The sequence below is a fragment of the Anaerobacillus sp. 63XJN7_4_ISO-PGPR-S23-413 genome, from assembly GCF_056173725.1.
Genome location: NZ_CM149688.1, coordinates 230,255 through 254,601 on the forward strand (window position 1 = coordinate 230,255; position 24,347 = coordinate 254,601).

21 protein-coding genes, 14 tRNA genes and 3 rRNA genes are annotated in these 24,347 nt (G+C 43.3%); 36 read left to right on the forward strand and 2 right to left on the reverse strand.

The features are described 5' to 3' along the window. The first annotated feature begins 263 nt into the window (after window positions 1-263). The 9 genes from AC0VYO_RS01310 (at window position 264) to AC0VYO_RS01350 (ending at window position 7,479) form a co-directional block, all read left to right on the forward strand. On the forward strand, window positions 264-1,085 hold the full coding sequence (locus AC0VYO_RS01310) for an STAS domain-containing protein (protein ID WP_430241915.1): 822 nt from the start codon (window positions 264-266) through the stop codon (window positions 1,083-1,085). A 12-nt stretch (window positions 1,086-1,097) separates the two neighbouring features. Beyond that, the gene (locus AC0VYO_RS01315) at window positions 1,098-1,454 is read left to right on the forward strand and encodes an STAS domain-containing protein (RefSeq protein ID WP_194222497.1); all 357 of its coding nucleotides are present in this window, start codon (window positions 1,098-1,100) and stop codon (window positions 1,452-1,454) included. A gap of 3 nt (window positions 1,455-1,457) precedes the next feature. Beyond that, window positions 1,458-1,859 (forward strand): anti-sigma regulatory factor, encoded by a 402-nt coding sequence (locus AC0VYO_RS01320; protein WP_194222496.1) that lies wholly within the window; start codon window positions 1,458-1,460, stop codon window positions 1,857-1,859. A gap of 15 nt (window positions 1,860-1,874) precedes the next feature. Beyond that, window positions 1,875-2,885, forward strand: a complete 1,011-nt coding sequence (locus AC0VYO_RS01325; RefSeq protein ID WP_303535794.1) for a PP2C family protein-serine/threonine phosphatase — start codon at window positions 1,875-1,877, stop codon at window positions 2,883-2,885. A 74-nt stretch (window positions 2,886-2,959) separates the two neighbouring features. Further along, window positions 2,960-3,289, forward strand: a complete 330-nt coding sequence (locus AC0VYO_RS01330) for an STAS domain-containing protein (RefSeq protein WP_048312987.1) — start codon at window positions 2,960-2,962, stop codon at window positions 3,287-3,289. A gap of 23 nt (window positions 3,290-3,312) precedes the next feature. Further along, window positions 3,313-3,768 (forward strand): anti-sigma B factor RsbW, encoded by a 456-nt coding sequence (gene rsbW / locus AC0VYO_RS01335; RefSeq protein ID WP_048313049.1) that lies wholly within the window; start codon window positions 3,313-3,315, stop codon window positions 3,766-3,768. After that, complete coding sequence (sigB, locus tag AC0VYO_RS01340) at window positions 3,737-4,528, forward strand: RNA polymerase sigma factor SigB (protein WP_194222493.1); 792 nt, start codon at window positions 3,737-3,739, stop codon at window positions 4,526-4,528. The genes rsbW and sigB overlap by 32 nt, the downstream gene beginning before the upstream one ends. A gap of 2 nt (window positions 4,529-4,530) precedes the next feature. Continuing rightward, entirely contained in the window at window positions 4,531-5,133 is a 603-nt protein-coding gene (locus tag AC0VYO_RS01345; RefSeq protein ID WP_475366323.1) for a PP2C family serine/threonine-protein phosphatase, read from the forward strand. Window positions 5,134-5,310: 177 nt separating this feature from the next. Next, entirely contained in the window at window positions 5,311-7,479 is a 2,169-nt protein-coding gene (locus tag AC0VYO_RS01350) for a Tex family protein (RefSeq protein WP_475369032.1), read from the forward strand. 24 nt (window positions 7,480-7,503) lie between these two features. On the opposite strand, the gene cmpA is transcribed toward AC0VYO_RS01350, so the two are convergent. Continuing rightward, on the reverse strand, window positions 7,504-7,602 hold the full coding sequence (gene cmpA, locus AC0VYO_RS01355) for a cortex morphogenetic protein CmpA (protein WP_475368300.1): 99 nt from the start codon (window positions 7,600-7,602) through the stop codon (window positions 7,504-7,506). A 101-nt stretch (window positions 7,603-7,703) separates the two neighbouring features. Between cmpA and AC0VYO_RS01360 the strand changes: the two genes are divergently transcribed. From AC0VYO_RS01360 to tsaD, 25 genes are all read left to right on the forward strand, one after another. After that, window positions 7,704-8,156 carry a SprT family protein gene (locus AC0VYO_RS01360; RefSeq protein ID WP_430241906.1) on the forward strand — a complete coding sequence of 151 codons (453 nt, stop codon included), beginning with the start codon at window positions 7,704-7,706 and terminating at the stop codon, window positions 8,154-8,156. A 177-nt stretch (window positions 8,157-8,333) separates the two neighbouring features. Beyond that, window positions 8,334-8,408 (forward strand) — tRNA-Asn (locus tag AC0VYO_RS01365). A gap of 3 nt (window positions 8,409-8,411) precedes the next feature. Then, window positions 8,412-8,502: transfer RNA gene (locus AC0VYO_RS01370), tRNA-Ser, on the forward strand. A 7-nt stretch (window positions 8,503-8,509) separates the two neighbouring features. Beyond that, window positions 8,510-8,584, forward strand: a tRNA-Glu gene (locus AC0VYO_RS01375). 53 nt (window positions 8,585-8,637) lie between these two features. Beyond that, window positions 8,638-8,713: transfer RNA gene (locus tag AC0VYO_RS01380), tRNA-Asp, on the forward strand. 35 nt (window positions 8,714-8,748) lie between these two features. After that, window positions 8,749-8,823, forward strand: a tRNA-Gln gene (locus tag AC0VYO_RS01385). Between the two features lie 4 nt (window positions 8,824-8,827). Then, a tRNA-Lys gene (locus tag AC0VYO_RS01390) sits at window positions 8,828-8,903 on the forward strand. A gap of 6 nt (window positions 8,904-8,909) precedes the next feature. Next, a tRNA-Leu gene (locus AC0VYO_RS01395) sits at window positions 8,910-8,994 on the forward strand. A gap of 39 nt (window positions 8,995-9,033) precedes the next feature. Next, window positions 9,034-9,119 (forward strand) — tRNA-Leu (locus tag AC0VYO_RS01400). Between the two features lie 10 nt (window positions 9,120-9,129). After that, window positions 9,130-9,206 (forward strand) — tRNA-Arg (locus AC0VYO_RS01405). Between the two features lie 23 nt (window positions 9,207-9,229). Continuing rightward, window positions 9,230-9,306, forward strand: a tRNA-Pro gene (locus tag AC0VYO_RS01410). A gap of 8 nt (window positions 9,307-9,314) precedes the next feature. Continuing rightward, window positions 9,315-9,388, forward strand: a tRNA-Gly gene (locus AC0VYO_RS01415). A gap of 8 nt (window positions 9,389-9,396) precedes the next feature. Beyond that, window positions 9,397-9,473 (forward strand) — tRNA-Ile (locus AC0VYO_RS01420). Between the two features lie 168 nt (window positions 9,474-9,641). After that, window positions 9,642-11,193 (forward strand): 16S ribosomal RNA (locus AC0VYO_RS01425). Between the two features lie 2 nt (window positions 11,194-11,195). Beyond that, a complete protein-coding gene (locus tag AC0VYO_RS01430) occupies window positions 11,196-11,339 on the forward strand; it encodes a hypothetical protein (RefSeq protein ID WP_475368301.1) in 144 nt (47 codons plus the stop codon). A 90-nt stretch (window positions 11,340-11,429) separates the two neighbouring features. Then, a 23S ribosomal RNA gene (locus AC0VYO_RS01435) occupies window positions 11,430-14,359 on the forward strand. 117 nt (window positions 14,360-14,476) lie between these two features. Continuing rightward, window positions 14,477-14,593 (forward strand): 5S ribosomal RNA (rrf, locus tag AC0VYO_RS01440). Together the 16S, 23S and 5S rRNA genes with 12 tRNA genes alongside form the textbook arrangement of a ribosomal RNA operon. A gap of 628 nt (window positions 14,594-15,221) precedes the next feature. Then, window positions 15,222-16,361, forward strand: coding sequence for a trans-sulfuration enzyme family protein (locus AC0VYO_RS01445; RefSeq protein WP_430243525.1), 1,140 nt, complete (start codon window positions 15,222-15,224; stop codon window positions 16,359-16,361). 240 nt (window positions 16,362-16,601) lie between these two features. After that, window positions 16,602-16,678 (forward strand) — tRNA-Met (locus AC0VYO_RS01450). Between the two features lie 129 nt (window positions 16,679-16,807). Then, a tRNA-Asp gene (locus tag AC0VYO_RS01455) sits at window positions 16,808-16,883 on the forward strand. Between the two features lie 185 nt (window positions 16,884-17,068). Further along, window positions 17,069-18,055 (forward strand): thiamine-phosphate kinase, encoded by a 987-nt coding sequence (gene thiL, locus AC0VYO_RS01460; protein WP_430243526.1) that lies wholly within the window; start codon window positions 17,069-17,071, stop codon window positions 18,053-18,055. A gap of 9 nt (window positions 18,056-18,064) precedes the next feature. After that, complete coding sequence (gene tsaE, locus AC0VYO_RS01465) at window positions 18,065-18,535, forward strand: tRNA (adenosine(37)-N6)-threonylcarbamoyltransferase complex ATPase subunit type 1 TsaE (protein WP_430243528.1); 471 nt, start codon at window positions 18,065-18,067, stop codon at window positions 18,533-18,535. Then, the gene (gene tsaB, locus AC0VYO_RS01470; RefSeq protein WP_475368302.1) at window positions 18,516-19,211 is read left to right on the forward strand and encodes a tRNA (adenosine(37)-N6)-threonylcarbamoyltransferase complex dimerization subunit type 1 TsaB; all 696 of its coding nucleotides are present in this window, start codon (window positions 18,516-18,518) and stop codon (window positions 19,209-19,211) included. Before tsaE ends, tsaB begins: the two co-directional genes overlap by 20 nt. A 10-nt stretch (window positions 19,212-19,221) precedes the next feature. Beyond that, the gene (gene rimI / locus AC0VYO_RS01475; RefSeq protein ID WP_194222486.1) at window positions 19,222-19,680 is read left to right on the forward strand and encodes a ribosomal protein S18-alanine N-acetyltransferase; all 459 of its coding nucleotides are present in this window, start codon (window positions 19,222-19,224) and stop codon (window positions 19,678-19,680) included. Continuing rightward, window positions 19,670-20,686: a tRNA (adenosine(37)-N6)-threonylcarbamoyltransferase complex transferase subunit TsaD gene (gene tsaD / locus AC0VYO_RS01480; RefSeq protein WP_475366325.1), complete on the forward strand. Its 1,017-nt coding sequence runs from the start codon at window positions 19,670-19,672 to the stop codon at window positions 20,684-20,686. Before rimI ends, tsaD begins: the two co-directional genes overlap by 11 nt. A gap of 308 nt (window positions 20,687-20,994) precedes the next feature. Here tsaD and AC0VYO_RS01485 read toward each other — a convergent pair whose 3' ends face one another. After that, a complete protein-coding gene (locus AC0VYO_RS01485; protein WP_430243534.1) occupies window positions 20,995-22,917 on the reverse strand; it encodes an ABC-F family ATP-binding cassette domain-containing protein in 1,923 nt (640 codons plus the stop codon). Window positions 22,918-23,180: 263 nt separating this feature from the next. On the opposite strand from AC0VYO_RS01485, the gene moaC reads away from it, so the two are divergent. Both moaC and AC0VYO_RS01495 read left to right on the forward strand, forming a co-directional pair. Then, window positions 23,181-23,663, forward strand: a complete 483-nt coding sequence (gene moaC / locus AC0VYO_RS01490) for a cyclic pyranopterin monophosphate synthase MoaC (RefSeq protein ID WP_475366326.1) — start codon at window positions 23,181-23,183, stop codon at window positions 23,661-23,663. Between the two features lie 45 nt (window positions 23,664-23,708). Beyond that, window positions 23,709-24,341, forward strand: a complete 633-nt coding sequence (locus tag AC0VYO_RS01495; RefSeq protein ID WP_194222549.1) for a redox-sensing transcriptional repressor Rex — start codon at window positions 23,709-23,711, stop codon at window positions 24,339-24,341. Window positions 24,342-24,347 lie beyond the last annotated feature (6 nt).

Here is a 24,347-nt window from a genome sequence, read left to right on the forward strand (position 1 = left end):
CAAACGAAGCTGCTCCTATGAGCAGTTTTTTTGTATCATATAATTGTTTTTAGGTAGAGTGCTTCCTTGCAACTCTTGGTCTGCTCCCCCTTTTATTCACCACATTTCGTGTAGCTCATAGCAGGGAATTTTCTAGTTATGTCGAAAAGTGTGTTAAGATGAAAATGATGTGATGCGCTAAGACTAGTAAGGCATAATAATTGCGAGTGATTTCTTGCAATGAGAAGATAAATGAATGAAGAAAGATCGTAGGGAGGAGCACGATGGACAAGTTAGTTATACAATTATTGAACGAAAGCCGAGAACGTATTTACACCAGATGGATGGATGAGATGGAGAGAGTACGTGATGAACATCGGCTTCAATCAATAACAGATAATGCTTATATAGAAACAAACAAAGAGTTGTTCGAAATTATTTACACGCATATTGAACAAAACGTTCATAAACCAACAGATCGAATGACGGAGTTTGCAGAGCGTTTGATGAAGATTGGGTGGAGACTGAGTTATGTCACTCAGGGATTACAAAACTTCCGTCGAATTATTCTAGGTGTTCTTCTTGATGCGAATCAATCTAATGATAGAGTGTTTAGCATGTACGATGAAATCGATCGTTGGATCGATCCAATTGTTAATCAATTAATTAATGAGAGCGCAAAAAATTGGGAGAACACTGTATCTATTCAAAAAGTTGCTCTTCAAGAATTATCTGCACCTCTCATCCCGGTATTTGAGAATATTAGCGTCATGCCACTTATAGGCACAATTGATACTGAGCGGGCGAAACTTATAATGGAAAACTTGTTAACTGGTGTTATTAAACACAGGTCTCAAGTTGTTCTTATTGAAATCACTGGGGTTCCAGTTGTTGATACGATGGTCGCTCATCATATTATACAAGCAGCAGAAGCAGTGAGACTTGTTGGCGCTCAGTGCATTCTTGTAGGGATTAGACCAGAAATTGCTCAAACAATCGTTAACCTAGGAATTGACCTTGGACAATTCCCAACGAAAAGTACGTTATTTAAAGGCATGAAAACTGCATTAGAAATGACAAAACGTCAGATGATTGAGATTGAGTAAGGGGGGAAGACAATGCGAATTCCTATATTAAAATTAAATGAGTATTTACTAATTACCATACAAATAGACCTCGATGACAAAACAGCACTTCAATTTCAGGAGGATTTGCTCGAGAAGATTCATGAAACAGGAGCAAAGGGCGTTGTAATTGATTTAACTTCTGTCGATATGATTGATTCATTTATTGCCAAAGTTTTAGGTGATGTAGTGCGCATGTCGAATTTAATGGGGGCAAAAGTAGTACTGACAGGAATTCAACCTGCCGTTGCTATTACGTTAATTGATTTAGGAATCATGATGAAAAATGTCCCGACTGCATTAGATTTAGAACAGGGGTTAGAGAAATTACAACAGGAATTGGGGGGATAAGTTATGAATATCCAATCCTGTGTGGAAGTACGAAATGAATGGGATATTGTGAAAGCGAGACAGTCTGGTAGGAATATAGCAAAAGAGCTAGGCTTCGGTACTGTTGATCAAGCTCGTATTACGACGGCTATTTCTGAACTCGCTCGTAACATATACCTCTATGCCGGGAGTGGCGAAGTAGCCATTGAACGGGTAGAAAACGGGGGGAAGTTAGGACTTAAAATCGAAGCATCTGACTCTGGCCCGGGAATTAAAGATATTAGAAAAGTAATGGAAGATGGTTTTACAACCTCTGGTGGTCTTGGAGCTGGTCTTCCTGGGGTCAAACGATTAATGGATGAGTTTACGATCGATTCGAAAGAAAATGAAGGAACTGTTATCACTTCTATTAAATGGCTCCGTTAAGGAGGATAGACAATAATGGACGACCGAGATCTTCAATATCAAAAATACAAAGCAATATTAGAGAATTATTTAGAGGAGCAGTCTGAGCAAACCTTATATAAGGGACAGCAGTTTAGTCGAAAGATGATCGAACAAAAGATATCTCCTGAAGAAGCTGTCAGTCTCCATGTGAGCGTTCTTGAGGAACTGTTCCCGGATATACCTGAGCCGCTTAAAAATTCATATGATTTTCTACTTGAGATGATGATTGGGTATGGATTTGCATACAGAGAGCATCAGAGTCTTCGTAGTCGTCAGCAACAATTAGAATCCGAAATTGAGATCGCGGCAAACATGCAGCAAACCTTGCTTGCGGGTGATAAGCCAGAAGTTCAGGATCTTGATATTGGTGCTATTAGTAAACCCGCCCAGAAAATGAGCGGGGATTACTATCATTTTGTTCAAGATGAGAACAATTGCGTTAGTGTAGCTATCGCTGATGTTATAGGCAAAGGTATTCCAGCTGCTTTGTGCATGAGTATGATTAAATACACAATGGATAGCGCGCCAGAGCAGCGAATGCAGCCGGGTGCGGTTCTTGAAAATCTAAATCGAGTAGTGGAACAAAATGTTGACCCTAATATGTTCATTACGATGTTTTACGGATTATATGATCCTAGGGTACATTCATTTTATTACGCTGGTGCCGGTCATGAACCGGGCTTTTTTTACGATGCAGAAAAAGATGAGTTCGAGGAGCTATTTACAAAGGGACTTGTCCTAGGGGTTTCAAAGAAAACGTCATATCAAGAATACCAACGTGTCCTTAATGGAAATGATATGGTTATCATGCTTTCAGATGGTGTAACTGAATGCCGCTCCACTAATGGTTTTATTGAACGTGATGAAATTGTTGCGTTAATTCGTAAATACATCCACCTCTCTGCTCAAGAAATTGTCGATGAGGTTTATCGAGAGCTTGAGCGCTTACAGGAGTTTGAACTCAGAGATGATTTCACCCTTGTTATTTTGCGTCGTGAGGTTTAACTTCTTTCTAAAAGTGGAATAAGGAATTAATGGATTTAACTAATAATTAGAAGCAACCTACAGGGGGTAATGTTATGAATTTGCAAATCAAACAAGAAGACCATGAAAATACACATCATTTACATATAGCTGGTGAAATAGATGCTTATACAGCACCTCAGCTCCGTGAAGCTTTGCTTCCGTTAACTGGAAAAGAAGGACATGAGACACTTGTTCATCTTGGTGACGTAAACTATATGGACAGTACTGGTCTTGGTGTTTTCGTAGGTGCACTGAAGTCATCTAAAGAGCACGGTAGCTCTATTAAGTTGACTGGAATGACTTCACGCGTACAGCGTCTTTTTGAAATCACTGGATTAGACGAAGTGATCGATATCGAAGACGTAAAGGGGGGATCGAAGTGATCAATATTTCAGATTTTGTTGAAATGAAAATCCCTGCACAAGCAGAATTTGTTGGCGTTACGAGATTAACGGTTTCAGGAATTGCGAATCGCATGGGGTATTCCTATGATGAGATTGAGGATATCAAAATTGCTCTTTCAGAAGCTTGTACAAATGCAGTGAACCATGCCTATAAAGAAGATGAAAAGGGTCAAATCACAATTGGATTTGGTATTTATGAAGACCGACTTGAGATGATGGTGCTCGATCGCGGTCAAAGTTTTGACTATACAAAAGTTTCCGAAAAGCTTGGACCAGTTGATAGTGACAAGTCTGTAGAACAACTCAGTGAGGGAGGATTAGGGCTCTTTCTGATTGAATCACTGATGGACAAAGTGGAAATCAGTGGAGAGGACGGAGTAGTAGTCATGATGACAAAGTTCCTCCACAGAGATGGGGTGGAAGTAGATGCCGACACAATCTCATCATCCCCGCAATAATAACAACAATGAGGTATATGAGTGGATTGAGCAATATCAAAACGATCCGACTGATGAAGTTGTTCAACTAAAGCTTGTTGAGAGGTATCAGGATCTTGTGCAGTCACTCGCTCGTAAGTTCTCGAAGGGGAAAAGCATTCATGACGACCTTTCACAGGTTGGGATGATTGGGTTGCTTGCAGCTCTTCGTCGTTACGACCCTGAATTTGGTAGAAGCTTTGAATCGTTTGCAGTTCCAACGATTGTCGGTGAAATCAAACGGTTTATTCGGGACAAAACATGGAGTGTTCATGTGCCGAGAAGAATAAAAGAGCTTGGACCCCGTATTAAAAAAGCGGTTGAAGAATTAACTAATGAACTTCAGCGTTCTCCAAAGGTCGATGAACTTGCAGAGTACCTTAATGTATCTGAGGAAGAAGTTCTTGAGACGATGGAAATGGGCAAAAGTTATCAAGCTCTTTCGGTTGATAGTTCAATTGAAGCAGATCAGGAAGGAAGTACAGTTACTCTACTTGATCTAGTTGGTGATCAAGAGCAAGGGTTTGATCTTGTGGATCAGCAAATGCTTCTTAAAAAGGCTTTTGCAGTACTCACTGAGCGAGAACAAGAAATCTTGAATTGTACGTATTTTGAAAATATGAGCCAGAAAGAAACTGGAGAGAAGCTTGGTATTTCACAAATGCATGTTTCCCGCTTGCAGAGAAGAGCTCTCGAAAAATTAAGACAGGCAATTCGTATTGAACCAACGGAGGCTTTTTAATCATGATTCATCATCATGATTTTAAAAAGCTTACTGTTGCAGCTTATCAGAAACCTAAGGCAGGTAATCAGATGTGCGGGGATAGCTATTATGTAGCTGAAACATCTGATTATTTCATTTGCGCTGTAGCGGATGGGCTTGGCAGTGGAGATATGGCTAAAGATTCTTCCCTAGCCGCTATCAATGTAGTAAAAGAATATCAGGATGAAGATGTAGAAACTTTGATGAAACGTGCAAATGAAGAGATGAGAGGGAAACGTGGGTGCGTGCTTTCTATTTTTAAACTTGATCTTAAGACAAGACAGCTCGAATATAGTGGTATAGGAAATATTAATTTAATTATTTACCAACCGGATGGTAAGATTATTCGTCCTATCTCTTATTCAGGGTATCTCTCAGGAAAGCTTCAGAAGGTGAAGGTGCAATCAATTGATTATCCTTCAGGGTCCTCTTTCGTTACTTATTCTGACGGTGTTCAAATTAGTTCTAAAAACTACTCAATGATTGCTCGATTTGATTCAGTAAAGGAATCCTTTCAGCATTTAACAGACGCGCTTCCCTCTACAAATGATGACATTACTCTCCTTGTAGGGAAAACGGTATAAAAAGTTCTTCCAGATAAATCAGGGAGAGCTTTTTTATTTTGGTTTAAGTTTCTACTACTAGTAGTAGAAACCGTCTGAAGTGTTTTAGTGATTATGCTTGCGCGCTTTTAACTAATCAACTTATCCGGTAAACTAATAGTATTATCGAATGAGTCCCGAGGAGGAATTATTTTGGAAATGACAGCAGATAAAAAGCAAGCGGAACATTTTCATAAGGTAGCGCAGAAATTGCAGCTTGCTGAACGAAGTGTACGAGAAGTAATCACACTTTTAAATGATGGTAACACGGTTCCGTTTATTGCGCGTTACCGTAAGGAGTTAACAGGTGGGCTTGATGAAGTTCAATTGAGGGATATTCAGGAAGCTTGGCTTTATCTTCAAAATCTCGCCAATCGAAAAGAAGAGGTTATTCGTCTCATACGGGAGCAAGACAAACTAACAAATGAATTAAAGAAGCAACTAGAGAAGGCTACTAAGCTTCAAGAAGTAGAAGATCTATATCGACCTTATAAACAAAAGAAACGAACGAAGGCTACAATTGCAAAAGAGAAGGGATTGGAGCCTCTTGCTCTTTGGATTCTAAATGATGGAACTGGAGAAGCCTCCGAAGCGGCTGTAGAATACATATCAAAAGAAAACGAAGTTCCTACAGTGGAAGATGCCATCCAAGGAGCGCAGGATATTATTGCTGAATGGATATCAGATGATGCGGACGCACGTAAGTGGATTCGTGCAAAAACATTTCAACATGGTATTCTTCAAACCGCTGTGAAATCTGAAGAAGAAGATCCTAAAAAGATATTTGAAATGTACTATTCCTACCAGGAAGGTATTTCAAAAATCGTTCCACATCGGGTTCTGGCGATTAATAGAGGTGAGAAGGAAAAAGTTTTACGTACATCAGTCACCCCACCTACTGATTCAATCCATGATTATTTAAATAGGAAAATAATAAAAAATCAGCAGCAAAGTTGCGTCACTCTATTAGAGGAAGCCATTATTGACAGTTACAAACGTCTTATTCAACCTTCTGTAGAAAGAGAAATACGTAAAGAATTAACTGAGCGAGCTGAGGACCAAGCCATTCATATTTTCTCAGAAAACCTAAAACATCTTTTGCTACAACCCCCTTTAAAAGGAAAGAGAGTACTTGGGGTAGATCCTGCCTTTCGAACTGGGTGTAAACTAGCTGTTGTTGATGATACCGGTAAAATGCTTAATGTGTCTGTTATCTATCCAACACCGCCACGCTCAGAAGTCGAGAAAGCGAAAGCTATAGTGATACAAATGATAAAAGACTACGATATTGAGATGGTTGCTATAGGGAACGGGACGGCATCACGTGAAACCGAACAGTTTATTGCAGATGTGATAAAAGAAGTGGAAGTAAAAGTGGTCTATTTAATTGTTAATGAAGCAGGAGCGAGTGTTTACTCTGCATCAGACCTTGCAAGAGAAGAGTTTCCTGATCTACAGGTGGAGGAACGTTCGGCGGTTTCCATTGCGCGTAGAGTTCAAGACCCACTTGCTGAGCTAGTTAAAATTGATCCTAAATCAGTAGGAGTGGGACAATATCAGCACGATGTGTCTCAGAAAAAGCTGAATGATCAATTAACCTTTGTCGTGGAAACCGCTGTTAACCAGGTTGGCGTTAATGTGAATACAGCTTCTGTCTCTCTCCTTCAATATGTAGCTGGTCTTTCTCGAGCAGTTGCGATGAATATCGTTAAAAAACGAGATGAAGAAGGAAAGTTTACAAGTAGGGTGCAGTTAAAGAAAGTGCCAAGGCTTGGTGCTAAAACATATGAGCAGTGTATTGGATTTCTTCGAATAATGGGAGGGAAGCAACCTCTTGATCAAACAGAGATCCACCCTGAAAGTTATCAGGTAACAAAAGCACTTTTAGAACGCATTGATTGTAAGCCGCAGGATATTGGGACTGAAAAACTAGTGCAATCTTTGTCTGCAATTCCGATGAAGGAAACTGCAGAGGCTTTAAATATAGGGGAACCCACGTTACAAGATATTGTGGCATCTCTGCAGAAGCCGGGGCGTGACCCCCGAGATGAACTCTCACAGCCTATTTTAAAAACAGATGTTTTGAAAATGGAAGATCTTGAACAGGGTATGGAGTTAGAAGGAACAGTACGAAACGTAGTAGACTTTGGTGCTTTTATTGATATAGGGGTTAAACAAGATGGGCTTGTTCATATCTCGAAATTAACGACTCGCTTTGTGAAAAACCCTATGGAAGTTGTCCATGTAGGGCAAGTTGTTACTGTATGGGTTGATGAAGTTGATTTGAAAAGGGAAAGAATCGCTCTTACTATGCTAAAGCCATCATAAGCACTGCCCTTAGGGGCGGTGTTTTCATCTGTAAAAAAACCAACATTGATTAAGAAGCTTGATTTGTCGGCGATTTTTCTCAAGGTAAGCTTGTTTCAGTTGTTTCTTAAACCATACAGGCAACTCCATCTCCTCCTTTAATGGATGACACTGCGTGAATGATGATGTAAATTAGTTTATGAAAAGCGGCTTGTATATGTTCGGAAAGTGAAAGGATGAATGAGTTGACTGAGAAAGAACTGCAGCGTTTAGTAGAAGCAATATCCGAGAGGTATTTTGGTATGCCTTTTCTTCATCAAGCTACATTTAATGCTCGTTTAAGAACTACTGGCGGACGTTATTTGTTAAGGTCACATAATCTTGAATTCAATAAAAAGCACTATGATCAATTTGGTGTAACAGAACTTGAAGGGATTATAAAGCATGAACTATGTCATTATCACCTACACATTCAGAAGAAAGGTTATAAACATCAGGACCAGGATTTCAAACAACTTCTTCAAAAAGTGGGGGGGTCACGCTACTGCCAGGTAGTACCTGGGCAAAGAAGAGTAGAATCATATAAGTACCTTTACGAGTGTCAACAATGCCATGCTAAGTATAGAAGGAAGAGAAGGATGGACACCTTACGATATGTGTGCGGAAAGTGTAGAGGAAAGTTAAAACAAGTTTATTGAAAGTTATCATTGACGACCTAGATTGTATGTGGTAAATTAATAAAGTCTCTTCGGAGAGCAAGTCCAGATCGAATACATAACGCTTTAAGAAATTTCAAAAAAGCTGTTGACTTTGATTGCTGGATAAGTTATTATATTAAATGTCGCCGATAACGGAGATAACAAATTAAACACTATTCCACAGTAGCTCAGTGGTAGAGCTATCGGCTGTTAACCGATCGGTCGTAGGTTCGAATCCTACCTGTGGAGCCAAACGGAGAAGTACCCAAGTGGCTGAAGGGGCGCCCCTGCTAAGGGTGTAGGTCGCGTGAGCGGCGCGAGGGTTCAAATCCCTCCTTCTCCGCCATTTTTATGGCCCGTTGGTCAAGCGGTTAAGACACCGCCCTTTCACGGCGGTAACACGGGTTCGAATCCCGTACGGGTCACCAACAAATTTTAAAAATAAAATGTTTCAACAACATGATATGTAATCAGTTATAGAGGTCTCGTGGTGTAGCGGTTAACATGCCTGCCTGTCACGCAGGAGATCGCGGGTTCGATTCCCGTCGAGACCGCCATTATTTTCTAAAATGAATCTGATTATATAAATTGTTGGGCTATAGCCAAGCGGTAAGGCAACGGATTTTGATTCCGTCATGCGCTGGTTCGAATCCAGCTAGCCCAGCCATGTTGAGCCATTAGCTCAGTTGGTAGAGCATCTGACTTTTAATCAGAGGGTCGAAGGTTCGAGTCCTTCATGGCTCACCACTTTTTGCGGGTGTGGCGGAATTGGCAGACGCGCTAGACTTAGGATCTAGTGTCTTACGACGTGGGGGTTCAAGTCCCTTCACCCGCACCAATTCTTTTAAAATGCTAAGTTTTCATCAAGTAACGATGTGCGGTTGTGGCGGAATGGCAGACGCGCTAGCTTGAGGGGCTAGTGGGGGAAACCCCGTGGAGGTTCGAGTCCTCTCAACCGCACCAAATATAATATGCGCCCGTAGCTCAATTGGATAGAGCGTCTGACTACGGATCAGAAGGTTAGGGATTCGACTTCTCTCGGGCGCACCATATTTATTTACTTAATAAAATGTCGGGAAGTAGCTCAGCTTGGTAGAGCACTTGGTTTGGGACCAAGGGGTCGCAGGTTCAAATCCTGTCTTCCCGACCATCAATATCGCGGGTGTAGTTTAGTGGTAAAACCTCAGCCTTCCAAGCTGATGTCGTGGGTTCGATCCCCATCACCCGCTCCATTAAAGATGGGCCTGTAGCTCAGCTGGTTAGAGCGCACGCCTGATAAGCGTGAGGTCGGTGGTTCGAGTCCACTCAGGCCCACCATCTTTTGAAAAAAGTTGTTGACACTGTTCAAGTCATCATGGTATGATGGTTTGGTCGCTGAAAACGACATTGAAAGAAACAAATCGATCTTTGAAAACTGAACGAAACGCCATGTAAGTAGTTGTTTCTACGGAAACAAAACATTGTTTTAAAGCTAGATTAAGCTTTCTATCGGAGAGTTTGATCCTGGCTCAGGACGAACGCTGGCGGCGTGCCTAATACATGCAAGTCGAGCGAAGAGATGGGAGCTTGCTCCCTGATCTTAGCGGCGGACGGGTGAGTAACACGTGGGCAACCTGCCCTGCAGACTGGGATAACTCCGGGAAACCGGAGCTAATACCGGGTAATACATCGCACCGCATGGTGCAATGTTGAAAGTTGGCTTTCGAGCTAACACTGCGGGATGGGCCCGCGGCGCATTAGCTAGTTGGTAAGGTAATGGCTTACCAAGGCGACGATGCGTAGCCGACCTGAGAGGGTGATCGGCCACACTGGGACTGAGACACGGCCCAGACTCCTACGGGAGGCAGCAGTAGGGAATCTTCCGCAATGGACGAAAGTCTGACGGAGCAACGCCGCGTGAGTGACGAAGGCCTTCGGGTCGTAAAGCTCTGTTGTTAGGGAAGAACAAGTACCGTTCGAATAGGGCGGTACCTTGACGGTACCTAACCAGAAAGCCACGGCTAACTACGTGCCAGCAGCCGCGGTAATACGTAGGTGGCAAGCGTTGTCCGGAATTATTGGGCGTAAAGCGCGCGCAGGCGGTCTTTTAAGTCTGATGTGAAAGCCCACGGCTCAACCGTGGAGGGTCATTGGAAACTGGAGGACTTGAGTGCAGAAGAGGAGAGTGGAATTCCACGTGTAGCGGTGAAATGCGTAGATATGTGGAGGAACACCAGTGGCGAAGGCGGCTCTCTGGTCTGTAACTGACGCTGAGGCGCGAAAGCGTGGGGAGCAAACAGGATTAGATACCCTGGTAGTCCACGCCGTAAACGATGAGTGCTAGGTGTTGGGGGGTTCCACCCTCAGTGCTGAAGTTAACACATTAAGCACTCCGCCTGGGGAGTACGACCGCAAGGTTGAAACTCAAAGGAATTGACGGGGGCCCGCACAAGCAGTGGAGCATGTGGTTTAATTCGAAGCAACGCGAAGAACCTTACCAGGTCTTGACATCCTCTGACAATCCTGGAGACAGGACGTTCCCCTTCGGGGGACAGAGTGACAGGTGGTGCATGGTTGTCGTCAGCTCGTGTCGTGAGATGTTGGGTTAAGTCCCGCAACGAGCGCAACCCTTGATCTTAGTTGCCAGCATTCAGTTGGGCACTCTAAGGTGACTGCCGGTGACAAACCGGAGGAAGGTGGGGATGACGTCAAATCATCATGCCCCTTATGACCTGGGCTACACACGTGCTACAATGGACGGTACAAAGGGCAGCAACACCGCGAGGTGAAGCGAATCCCATAAAGCCGTTCTCAGTTCGGATTGCAGGCTGCAACTCGCCTGCATGAAGCCGGAATTGCTAGTAATCGCGGATCAGCATGCCGCGGTGAATACGTTCCCGGGCCTTGTACACACCGCCCGTCACACCACGAGAGTTTGTAACACCCGAAGTCGGTGGGGTAACCTTTATGGAGCCAGCCGCCGAAGGTGGGACAAATGATTGGGGTGAAGTCGTAACAAGGTAGCCGTATCGGAAGGTGCGGCTGGATCACCTCCTTTCTATGGAGAATTACGAAGGTAACTTACGTTACCAACCTTACATGAGCGTTTCGTTTAGTTTTGAAAGAATGATTTATTCTTTCAAACCAGGTGAAATGATGAAGCTTAGGCGGATTCAAACAGTAGCCTTGTTCCTTGAAAACTAGATAGCACAAACAACGACATCCAATAATTATTTTTATGCAATAACTTAGTAATAACTGATGCGTTATGGCAGTAATGCCTAACAAATCGAAGGTTAAGCTACTAAGGGCGCACGGTGGATGCCTTGGCACTAGAAGCCTAAGAAGGACGGGACGAACACCGATATGCTTCGGGGAGCTGTAAGTACGCTTTGATCCGGAGATTTCCGAATGGGGGAACCCACCATCTTTAATAGGATGGTATCCATTTCTGAATACATAGGGAATGGAAGGCAGACCCGGGGAACTGAAACATCTCATTACCCGGAGGAAGAGAAAGCAAACGCGATTTCCTGAGTAGCGGCGAGCGAAACGGAATCAGCCCAAACCAGAGGGCTTGCCCTCTGGGGTTGTAGGACGTCTCTTTGGAGTTACAAAGGCACGGATAGACGAAGCGACCTGGAAAGGTCCATCAGAGAAGGTAACAATCCTGTAGTCAAAATCCGATGCCCTCCGAGACGGATCCTGAGTACGGCGGGACACGTGAAACCCCGTCGGAATCCGGGAGGACCATCTCCCAAGGCTAAATACTCTCTAGTGACCGATAGTGAACCAGTACCGTGAGGGAAAGGTGAAAAGCACCCCGGAAGGGGAGTGAAAAAGAACCTGAAACCGTGTGCCTACAACTAGTTGGAGCCCGTTAATGGGTGACAGCGTGCCTTTTGTAGAATGAACCGGCGAGTTACGATCCCGTGCGAGGTTAAGCTGAGAAGGCGGAGCCGCAGCGAAAGCGAGTCTGAATAGGGCGAAATAGTACGTGGTCGTAGACCCGAAACCAGGTGATCTACCCATGTCCAGGGTGAAGTTCAGGTAACACTGAATGGAGGCCCGAACCCACGCATGTTGAAAAATGCGGGGATGAGGTGTGGGTAGCGGTGAAATGCCAATCGAACCTGGAGATAGCTGGTTCTCTCCGAAATAGCTTTAGGGCTAGCCTCGCGGCAAGAATCTTGGAGGTAGAGCACTGATTGGACTAGGGGTCCTTACCGGATTACCGAATCCAGTCAAACTCCGAATGCCAACGATTTATCCGCGGGAGTCAGACTGCGAGTGATAAGATCCGTAGTCGAGAGGGAAACAGCCCAGACCACCAGCTAAGGTCCCAAAGTATACGTTAAGTGGAAAAGGATGTGGCGTTGCTTAGACAACCAGGATGTTGGCTTAGAAGCAGCCATCATTTAAAGAATGCGTAATAGCTCACTGGTCGAGTGACGCTGCGCCGAAAATGTACCGGGGCTAAACGTATCACCGAAGCTGTGGATTGTCTTACGACAATGGTAGGAGAGCGTTCTAAGGGCTGTGAAGTCAGACCGAAAGGACTGGTGGAGCGCTTAGAAGTGAGAATGCCGGTATGAGTAGCGAAAGACAAGTGAGAATCTTGTCCGTCGAAAGCCCAAGGTTTCCTGAGGAAGGCTCGTCCGCTCAGGGTTAGTCGGGACCTAAGCCGAGGCCGAAAGGCGTAGGCGATGGATAACAGGTTGATATTCCTGTACCACCTCCTTTCCGTTTGAACGACGGGGGGACGCAGAAAGATAGGGAGAGCGCGCTGCTGGAAATGCGCGTCCAAGCGATTAGGCTGGTGAATAGGCAAATCCGTTCACCATGAAGGCTGAGTCGTGATGGCGAGGGAAATTTAGTACCGAAGTCCTTGATTCTACGCTGCCAAGAAAAGCCTCTAGTGAGGAAAAAGGTGCCCGTACCGCAAACCGACACAGGTAGGCGAGGAGAGAATCCTAAGACGATCGGGAGAACTCTCGTTAAGGAACTCGGCAAAATGACCCCGTAACTTCGGGAGAAGGGGTGCTTCCTCGGGTTTATAGCCCAGGGGAGCCGCAGTGAAAAGATCCAAGCGACTGTTTAGCAAAAACACAGGTCTCTGCAAAGCCGTAAGGCGAAGTATAGGGGCTGACACCTGCCCGGTGCTGGAAGGTTAAGAGGAGGGGTTATCCCTTACGGGAGAAGCTCTGAATCGAAGCCCCAGTAAACGGCGGCCGTAACTATAACGGTCCTAAGGTAGCGAAATTCCTTGTCGGGTAAGTTCCGACCCGCACGAAAGGTGCAACGACTTGGATACTGTCTCAACGAGAGACCCGGTGAAATTATAGTACCTGTGAAGATGCAGGTTACCCGCGACAGGACGGAAAGACCCCATGGAGCTTTACTGTAGCCTGATATTGGATTTTGGTACAGCTTGTACAGGATAGGTAGGAGCCATAGAAGTCGGACCGCCAGGTTCGATGGAGGCGTCGGTGGGATACTACCCTGGCTGTACTGACATTCTAACCCAGCACCGTGATCCGGTGCGGAGACAGTGTCAGGTGGGCAGTTTGACTGGGGCGGTCGCCTCCTAAAGTGTAACGGAGGCGCCCAAAGGTTCCCTCAGAATGGTTGGAAATCATTCGCAGAGTGTAAAGGCACAAGGGAGCTTGACTGCGAGACCTACAAGTCGAGCAGGGACGAAAGTCGGGCTTAGTGATCCGGTGGTTCCGCATGGAAGGGCCATCGCTCAACGGATAAAAGCTACCCTGGGGATAACAGGCTTATCTCCCCCAAGAGTCCACATCGACGGGGAGGTTTGGCACCTCGATGTCGGCTCATCGCATCCTGGGGCTGAAGTAGGTCCCAAGGGTTGGGCTGTTCGCCCATTAAAGCGGTACGCGAGCTGGGTTCAGAACGTCGTGAGACAGTTCGGTCCCTATCCGTCGCGGGCGCAGGAAATTTGAGAGGAGCTGTCCTTAGTACGAGAGGACCGGGATGGACACACCGCTGGTGTACCAGTTGTTCCGCCAGGAGCATAGCTGGGTAGCTACGTGTGGAAGGGATAAGTGCTGAAAGCATCTAAGCATGAAGCCCCCCTCGAGATGAGATTTCCCACAGCATTAAGCTGGTAAGATCCCTTAGAGATGATGAGGTAGATAGGTTCGGGGTGGAAGCGTGGCAACACGTGGAGCTGACGAATACTAATCGATCGAGGGCTTAACCGATTAAATTGGAATACGTTGTGCGTGCTATCTAGTTTTCAGGGAACACCTGAAATAAGGAAGTTCGATTAAGTGCCACCACGTCCTGTGGTGAACACCGAACGGCTAACATCCTGTTAGTCTAGTGATGATGGCGAAGAGGTCACACCCGTTCCCATGCCGAACACGGAAGTTAAGCTCTTCAGCGCCGATGGTAGTTGGGGGATCTCCCCCTGCAAGAGTAGGACGTCGCTGGGCAATTGAAGAAAAGTGAGAGACCAAATGGTTTCTCACTTTTTTGTATTGATAAAGTGAAGAAAACTCGCAAGAGAAAAAAGCTTCATGTGAGACAATCAAAACTTCTTCGAAAGCTACGTAGGGGTGGGAGAAGCAAGAAATTCGAGGAAGCAAGCGATGTCAGACCGGAGTGGATATTCGAGAGATCCATGAGGATCTGGCATCGCGCAGCTGACGAAGAAGTTCGCCGCTTATCGCGCCCCGTATGAGAACACGGAAGTTAAGCTCGAGTGCCGATGGTAGTTGGGGGATCTCCCCCTGCAAGAGTAGGACGTCGCTGGGCACAAGATGAAAGGCGAGAGACCTGAGGGTTTCTCGCTTTTTTTTGTATGGTTTTTACGTTCGCGGAATTAATCTCAAATTCGCGGAATTATCATGGAAAAGCGCGGAATAAATTTGATTTTCGCGGAATTATATAAGGTATCGCGAAATAACCGCATGCGAGTAAGCATTTTAATTCTATCCAGCCAGAATGTGGTGCTTAATAAGAATAATTAATTGAAAATTTCGAACCGTATTTCTTGAAATTACTCTCTAGAACACGTACAGTTAATGAAAAAGAATTTTATTTAGAGGAAGGGGAAAATAAATGGATTTTCATTTTGATACAAAAGCAGTACGTTTTCCACGAAAGACGAAAGCAGATACAGTTAGTAAGGTTCAACCGATTTATCAGACCTCTGCCTTTGTTTTTGAAGATCTCGATGATTTGGAATCTTTTTATGAAGGTAAAAAAGACTATTTGTATACGCGTGTTAGCAATCCGAATACAGATGATCTTGGAATGGGTGTAGCAGACCTTGAGGGGGCTCCTAAAGGGATTGCAACTTCTTCAGGTTTATCTGCTATTCTTGCAGGAGTACTTGCTGTTGTTAAGGCTGGCGACCACATTGTGGCTTGTGAAGATCTATACGGAGGTACATACTCTCTTTTTAATGAAGAACTCCCTGACTTCGGCATAGAAGTTTCTTTTGTTGATTTTACTGACAAAGAAAAAATTGAGCATGCCATACGTCCAAACACAAAGTTACTTTATACGGAATCAGTAACAAACCCGCTATTAAGAGTAGAGGATCTAACCCTTCTTAAAGAACTTGGTGAAAAGCATGAACTAATTACAATGATAGATAATACGTTTGCTACTCCGTATCTTCTTCAACCTTATCAAGTTGGAATTGATCTTGTTGTACATAGCGCAACAAAATACATTGGCGGACATAGTGATGTAACAGCAGGCGTACTAGTAGGCAGAGAAGATCTTATGGCTAAAGCAAAAGCCAAAGTGATTAACCTTGGTGCTAACCTTAGTCCATTCGAAGCGTGGCTAGGGTGCCGTGGGTTAAAAACGATGAGTGTACGAATGGAACGGCATGTTAGGAATGCTGCATTTCTTGCAAGCCAACTCAAAGACGTTAAAGGCATAAAGAATGTATATTATCCAGCATATGTAGCTGAAAGAGGATCTGGGGCAATGGTTTCCATTGAATTAGAGGAAGAAACCAATGTGAAATCGTTCTTCAAGTCACTAGGATGGGTGAAGATTATACCGACTCTGGCTGGATTAGATACTACCGTTTCTTATCCCATTGCCACCTCCCACCGAACAGTACCTGAAGATACTAGACAGAAGCTGGGGATCAATAAGCAGCTCGTCCGTATTTCTGTAGGAATTGAAAACGAAAATGATATTGTAGATGCATTCAAAAATGCTGTGGAAAAATCCCTCTAATAGGAGGGATTTTTCTTTTTCTCCTAAAGGTTGCATTCATTACATTTATCTGGTATAGTAGTATTTGTGTCCGAGAGACATATTAAGTTCTTTTATATCGTCGCGGGGTGGAGCAACGAGCGTTACTTCAATGAAACAACATCGAGTTGTTTCGACGGATACGCATCGTAGCATAATCTTGCAGAGGAAGAAACAGTGCACTGCATAAAGAAGCAGGCACAAATTATTTTTTTATATCGTCGCGGGGTGGAGCAGTTCGGTAGCTCGTTGGGCTCATAACCCAAAGGTCGCAGGTTCAAATCCTGCCCCCGCAACCAAAAATTTACCTACGTCGATTAATCTTCCTTGTTAAATTTTTATTGTAGTCCCTTTAGGGGCAACCTAAACTGATAACTTGGTATTATTTCTCACAATCGTAAGTGTATATTGTTCAAACATTGCATACTGGTCTCGTGGTGTAGCGGTTAACATGCCTGCCTGTCACGCAGGAGATCGCGGGTTCGATTCCCGTCGAGACCGCCATTTCTAATAGAGCGATAGAATCGCTTTTTTTTTATACTCTAAAATCGTTTTTTTTTCTATAAACCTTAGGGAAAATAGAAGTTTTTCTAAACAAACATGTGAATTTGTCGTTAAGTAAGATAAACTGATAGAAAAAGCACCTTAGGATGAAATTCCTAAGGTTTTTTTATAAAATAGAAAGAGAGATGAGTTTGGTGAAAGATGAATTTGCATTTATTCAATCCATTAAGCCAGCTTATACATTTCGTGAAGAATTGATTCAAGGGATTGGAGACGATGCTGCTCTTTATCGTATTGGATCAGACTGGGATGAAATCGCCTGTGCGGATACAATGGTGGAAGGAATCCATTTTAAAAAAAGTACGCTCTCCCCTTTTCAAATTGGCAGAAAAGCGCTTGCCGTCAATATAAGTGATATCGCTGCTATGGGCGGAATTCCGATGTTTTACCTTGTATCGATATCAGTACCTCAGACAGGCTGGTCGTCTAAGCAGCTGAAAGAAATTTATAAAGGTATGAAAGAAATTGCTGATGACTATGAAATAGATATGATCGGCGGAGATACAGTCTCGACGCGAAGCGATCTTCACATTGCAATTACTGTGATTGGTAAAATCGAGAAAGGACGCAAACTTCTGAGAAGTAATGCGCGAGCTGGAGATATTGTCTTTCTTACTGGACCTGTCGGTGGATCAGCTGCTGGACTTTCTTCTTTGCTTGAAGGGGAAGGGAATGAAGCCCCATATGTAAAATATCATCAAGAACCTAGTCCGAGAATAAAGCAAGGACGTATTCTCGCCAAAAGTGGGTACCGGATTTCATTAAATGATGTTAGTGATGGAATTGCAAGTGAGTCCCATGAGTTAGCTGAAGCAAGTGGCGTTTCTATTATACTGAATCAGGATACGATTCCAGCTCCTGAGGGCTTCGATGCTTATTCTTCCTTTCAGCGGTTAGAATGGATGTTAAATGGTGGAGAAGATTATGAACTTATCGGAACAGTTGCTGAGGAGAATTGGGAAAAGGTTGTAGAACTTTTCGAGGCGCACGATGAAGAAATTTATCGGATTGGTTATGTAGAGGATAAGCGGACAAGTGTATGGATGAATTATAAAGATCAAAAATTCAAACTGGACAAGAAGGGTTACAATCACTTCTCGTCTAAGGAATAGGTGATGACCATGAGTGGATATGCTTTCATCATGAAGTCTCCAGATGAAACGATGGAGTTTGGTAGAAAGCTTGCTGAAAAGCTTAAGCCAGGCAGTGTATTAACACTTGAAGGAGATCTAGGTGCTGGCAAGACAACATTTACAAAAGGAATCGGAAAAGGACTAGGGGTTACGAAAGTGGTAAACAGCCCTACTTTTACGATAATAAAAGAATATGAAGGTACGATTCCTCTGTTTCATATGGACGCATATCGTCTAGAAGAGAGTGATGAAGACCTTGGTTTTAGCGAATACTTTGAAGGGGAAGGTGTCACTGTAGTGGAATGGGCAAAATTCATTCAGGACATGCTTCCAAAGGAACTACTCAGAGTTGAAATTTATCATCAAAGAGAATCAGAACGTCGGCTAATATTGAGACCCTTTGGTCCTTTTTATGAGTCGTTATGTAAGGAGTTGCAACATGAGAGTACTAGCCATTGATTCTTCGAATTATTGTATGGGTGTCTCCGTTATGGTGGAGGGCACGATTGTTGGAGAAATCATAACAAATATAAAGAAAAACCACTCGGTTCGGTTGATGCCTGCTATTGAGCAATTGCTAGAAGAAGTTCAATTAAAGCCTATTGACCTTGATCGTATTGTAGTAGCGGAGGGACCAGGTTCTTATACAGGTCTTCGTATTGGTATTAGTATAGCTAAGACGCTTGCTTGGACATTAAACATTCCACTTGTGGGGGTTTCGAGTTTAGAAGTTCTGGGCCAGAACGGCCGTTATTTTGCTGGAGCTATCATTCCCTTTTTTGATGCTAGACGAGGACAGGTCTATATGAGCGTATATCGAGCAAATGGAATAGAAGTCGAGAGAGAAACCGACGATCATATCGTCCTATTTGAAGACTGGTTGAAAGAGAATAAAGATCGCTATGAGCGCTTCTTATTTATTAGTGGCGATTTAAATCTACACAAGGAACAAATCGAAGCGATTTTAGGAGAGAAAGCAACTTTTGCACCGAGTAGCAGCTTGAATGCTCGTCCTTCTGATCTTGCAAGATTAGGGTCTTGTAAAGAACCGGTAGAAGATGTCCATCAGTTTACACCAAACTATGTAAGAATGGCTGAAGCTGAAGCGAAATGGCTGGCTTCACAGAAAAAGTAGGGGATTAACGATGAATGAGACGGTATCGTTTCGATCGATGACGATTGAAGATATAGAAGCTGTCATGCGAATTGAGCATGCAACGTTCCCTACGCCTTGGAGCAAATCCGCTTTCTATAATGAAATTGTAATTAACCATTTTGCTACTTATCTATTGCTCGAGGTTGGGGAAGAAATAGCGGGATATTGTGGTGTGTGGGTCATCATCGATGAAGCACATATTACAAACATAGCGCTTCATCCGGACTATAGAGGAATGAAGCTAGGAGAAGCACTACTTAAGAAAGCCATTCATTTTGCGAAATTACGTGGAGCGTTGACCATGACTTTGGAAGTTCGCGTATCTAATAAAGTTGCGCAAAACTTGTATCGGAAATTTGGATTTGAAGAAGGCGGCATCCGCAAAAATTATTACACTGATAATCATGAGGATGCGCTAGTTATGTGGGTGAATTTTAATGGAAAATAAAAATGAATTAATACTTGGTATTGAAACGAGCTGTGATGAAACGGCAGTAGCGATTGTAAGAAATGGGAAAGAAGTTTTGGCCAATGTCGTGGCTTCTCAAATTGAAAGTCATAAACGGTTTGGTGGGGTCGTACCAGAAATTGCTTCAAGACATCATGTAGAGCAGATGACGCTGATTTTAGGAGAAGCATTGGACGAGGCAAACGTTACAATGGACGATATTGATGGGATTGCTGTAACGGAAGGCCCAGGATTAGTGGGGGCACTCTTAATAGGTGTGAATACAGCAAAAGCACTTGCTTTCGCTCATCAAAAACCGCTGATCGGTACTCATCATATTGCTGGGCACATATACGCGAATCAGCTTGTAGCAGAGCTAACATATCCACTGCTTGCTCTCGTCGTCTCAGGAGGCCATACAGAGCTTGTTTATATGCCATCTGAAGGTGAGTTTGAGGTAATAGGAGAAACGCGTGATGATGCAGCGGGTGAGGCCTATGATAAAGTAGCAAGAACGCTTCAGCTACCTTATCCAGGCGGACCGCATATTGATCGACTAGCCGCGGAAGGCGAGGAATCCGTCCCTCTTCCTCGTGCCTGGCTTGAAAAAGGTTCTTATGATTTTAGTTTTAGTGGCTTGAAATCCGCGGTTATTAATACTGTTCATAATGCGAAGCAAAGAAACGAAGAGTTAAAGCCTGAGGATCTTGCGGCAAGTTTTCAAGCTTCGGTCGTAGAAGTTCTTGTTACTAAAACTTTACGAGCAGCAAAAGAGTATGGTGTGAAACAGGTTGTACTTGCTGGTGGTGTAGCTGCCAATAGAGGACTCAGAAGTTCTCTAACAGAAGCATTCAATGGCAGTGAGACAGAGCTTGTGATTCCGCCACTTTATTATTGTACTGATAATGCAGCTATGATTGCAGCAGCTGGAACGATAGCTTATCGTAAAGGGAAGAGATCTAGCTTACAACTTAACGCAAATCCGGGATTAGAACTGGGAATCTAATCCCGGTTTTTTTATTTGAAGAAAAACCACCCATTTATCAGAAAGCTAAACAGACGTTCTTTTCATGTTTAAGGTGAGGTGTTTTAATGAGAACAGTTATCCACACGATGGTGGATAATGTGGATATAAGGAGAGGAAAGGGATTCCCTCGCCGTTTCTTGGAAAGTGGTCATTTTGTGGATAATGTTGATAGTTTTTAGGGAATTAGTCATAACAGGTGATTAATTGTGCATAAGTTTGTGGATAGTGTGAATATGTCGGAAAATTCTTACCTAATAAAAAAACAGTCCACAGTGGACTGTTTTTTCTTATGCTTCTTGTAGTTGCTCCCATTCTTCCATGAGAGTTTCCGTTTGGTGACGAAGATGATCCATTTCTTCATTTAATTTCATTACTTTTTCATGATCTTCAAAAACTTCTGGAATGCAAAGCTCTTCTTCTATTTCTGCGATGCGAACTTCAGCATTGTCGACCTCTTTTTCAATTTCTTCAATTCGTCTTTGCATTTGTCGTTCCTGGCGCTTCGTTTCCTTATCCTGCTGAAATGTTGATTTGGCAGATGGAGCATCTTGTGTGACATTGTTCTTTGGTTGCTCAAGAGCTGCTAATTCAGCAAGCTCTTGTTTTTTCTCAACATAGTAATCGTAATCACCTAGATAAGGTGTTACGCCATCAGTTGAAAGTTCAATGACGCGCGTCGCGATTCTGTTAATAAAATATCTGTCGTGCGAGACAAATAGGATTGTACCGGGAAATTGAATAAGTGCTTCTTCAAGAATTTCCTTACTATCTAGGTCTAGATGGTTTGTTGGCTCATCCAGTATTAGTAGATTTGATTTTTGCATCATCAACTTGGAAAGTGCTAGGCGCCCTTTTTCGCCCCCACTTAAATCAGAGACATTCTTCAAAACGTCGTCACCAGTGAAAAGAAAGCGTCCTAAAACTGCTCTAATGTCTTTCTCGTCTGTTAGTGGGAAGTCATCCCATAGTTCCTTTAAGACGGTTTTATTCGAGTGAAGATTGGTTTGTTCCTGGTCATAGAAGCCAATTTGAACATTGCTGCCATAGTGAATATCACCATTGAGGAGAGTTTCACCTGATACGATTGCTTTAAGTAGAGTTGATTTCCCAATTCCGTTTGGCCCTACAAGCGCAACGCTCTCCTGGCGCTTCAAATCAAATGTTAGGTTGTCGTTTATGGTGTTATTTGGATAGCCAATCGCTAGTTCTCTTAGCGTTAAGACGTCGTTACCAGTTTGCTTATCGATCCCGAACGTAATATTAGCAGATTTCTCGTCGCCTTTTGGTTTATCTAGTCGCTCCATTCGATCAAGTTGCTTGCGCCGACTTTGGGCTCGTTTTGTAGTTGAGGCGCGAACGATATTCTTCTGAACAAACTCCTCAAGTTTGGCAATTTCTTTTTGTTGCTTCTCAAACTCTTTCAATTGCTGTTCATACCGTTGTTCTTTTTCATCAAGGTAATAACTGTAGTTACCTTCAAATCTTTCCGCACGATGACGTGATACTTCATAAACTTTATTTACAATTTTATCGAGAAAATAACGGTCGTGAGAGACGATTAATAAGGCACCAGAATAGTTTTGAAGATAGCCTTCAAGCCAAGTAAGTGTTTCGATGTCCAGGTGGTTAGTGGGCTCATCTAGAATAAGTAATTCTGGTTTTGTTAGTAAAAGCTTACCAAGGGCAAGGCGTGTTTTCTGACCGCCACTTAACGTTGAGATTTTTGTGCTGTAATCAAAGTCTTTGAAGTTGAGTCCATGTAAAACCGTACGAATGTCTGCTTCGTATTTGTATCCGCCCTGATCTTTAAAGGCGACTTGAAGTTCATCGTATTCTTTTAAAATTCGTTCATATTCAGTTTCATTCTCGTAAACATCAGGATTGCCCATCTTCTGCTCGTAACTCCTGAGTTCAGATTCCATTTTTCGCAAACGATTGAAGACGCCAAGCATTTCTTCCCAGATTGATAAATCTGATTCTAAACCTGTATCCTGCGCCATATAGCCGATGGAAACACCTTTCGGCTTAATAATGTCTCCTGAATCATAGGAAAGCTGACCTGTTATCATCTTGAGAAGGGTGGACTTGCCTGCGCCATTACGTCCGACAAGTGCTACACGGTCTCGTGATTGTACTTCTAATTTAATATTCGATAAAATGGTATCAGCACCAAATGATTTGGTGAGTCCATTAACTTGCAATACGATCATGTTCTTTCACCTCTATTTCCTTCCTTAAATCCGTGAAAAACGGTTAGTAAGGAAAGGTTATTTCCTGGTGTATCACCGATAGTTCGGCATTATCCGAGTTTCCTTTAAGTTTACCGCAGAGAGGACGAGCTGAGCAACTAAAGGAATGTGCATGAGTTAACAAAAAAAGTCATCAAAAAAACAGCAAAATCGAAAGAAATGGTGTATAGTCACAAGTAGCAGCATTATCCTTCTATCATCTTCGGATGAGGAAAGGGGCAAATATGAGTTCATTTACTCACTTTAATGAAGAAGGCCGCGCAAGAATGGTCGACATTTCTGATAAAACTCCCTCCGTTCGGACTGCAACAGCACGAACGAGCGTAAAGGTGAGTGAAGACATCTATTCTGGTATTCAATCAGGAACGATGAAGAAAGGCGATGTGCTTGAAGTCGCTCAAATTGCCGGAATTATGGCAGCAAAAAAAACATCTGATCTCATCCCCATGTGTCATCCGATAGCGCTTTCTGGCGTTGACCTTCATTTTAACTGGCAGGAGAAATCGCAAGCCTATGAGCTAATTATTGAGGCTCATGTGAAGACGAGCGGAAGTACTGGCGTTGAAATGGAAGCGCTGACGGCAGCCTCGGCAGCAGCATTGACGGTATATGATATGTGTAAAGCGGTGGATAAAGGCATCGTTATCGGGGAAACCTATCTTGTTACTAAAACAGGAGGTAAAAGCGGGGATTATGCGCGCGAATAACGTGACGATGGAGCGCGGAGATCAATATGGAGGTAGTGTATGGATATTGATCAGACAAAAATTCCGCAGGCGACAGCAAAAAGACTGCCGCTCTATTATCGATATTTAAAAAATTTAAGTGCATCAGGTAAACAACGCGTTTCGTCAGCAGAGCTTAGCGATGCCATCAAGGTCGATTCTGCTACAATTCGAAGAGATTTCAGTTATTTTGGTGCTCTTGGTAAAAAAGGCTATGGGTACAATGTTCATTATTTGTTATCCTTTTTTAGTAAGACGCTTGATCAGGATGAAACGACAAAAGTCGCGCTTATTGGTGTAGGTAATCTTGGAACGGCTTTCCTGCACTACAATTTCATTAAAAATAATAATACAAAGATCGAACTTGCTTTTGACGCAGACTCTGAAAAAGTAGGACAGGAGATTGGTGGCGTTCCAGTCTATCATATCGACGAGTTTCAAAAGCGGCTGAGAGAAAATGACGTTTCCGTCGTTATCTTAACCGTACCAGTTCATGTTGCTCAATCGATTGCCGATCAGATGGATCAAACAGGAATAAAAGGAATATTAAACTTTACGCCGGCACGATTAACGGTGCCGGATCACATTCGAGTGCATCATATTGATCTTGCAGTTGAGTTACAAGCACTAGTTTATTTCATGAAACATTATCCAGTATAACGACAT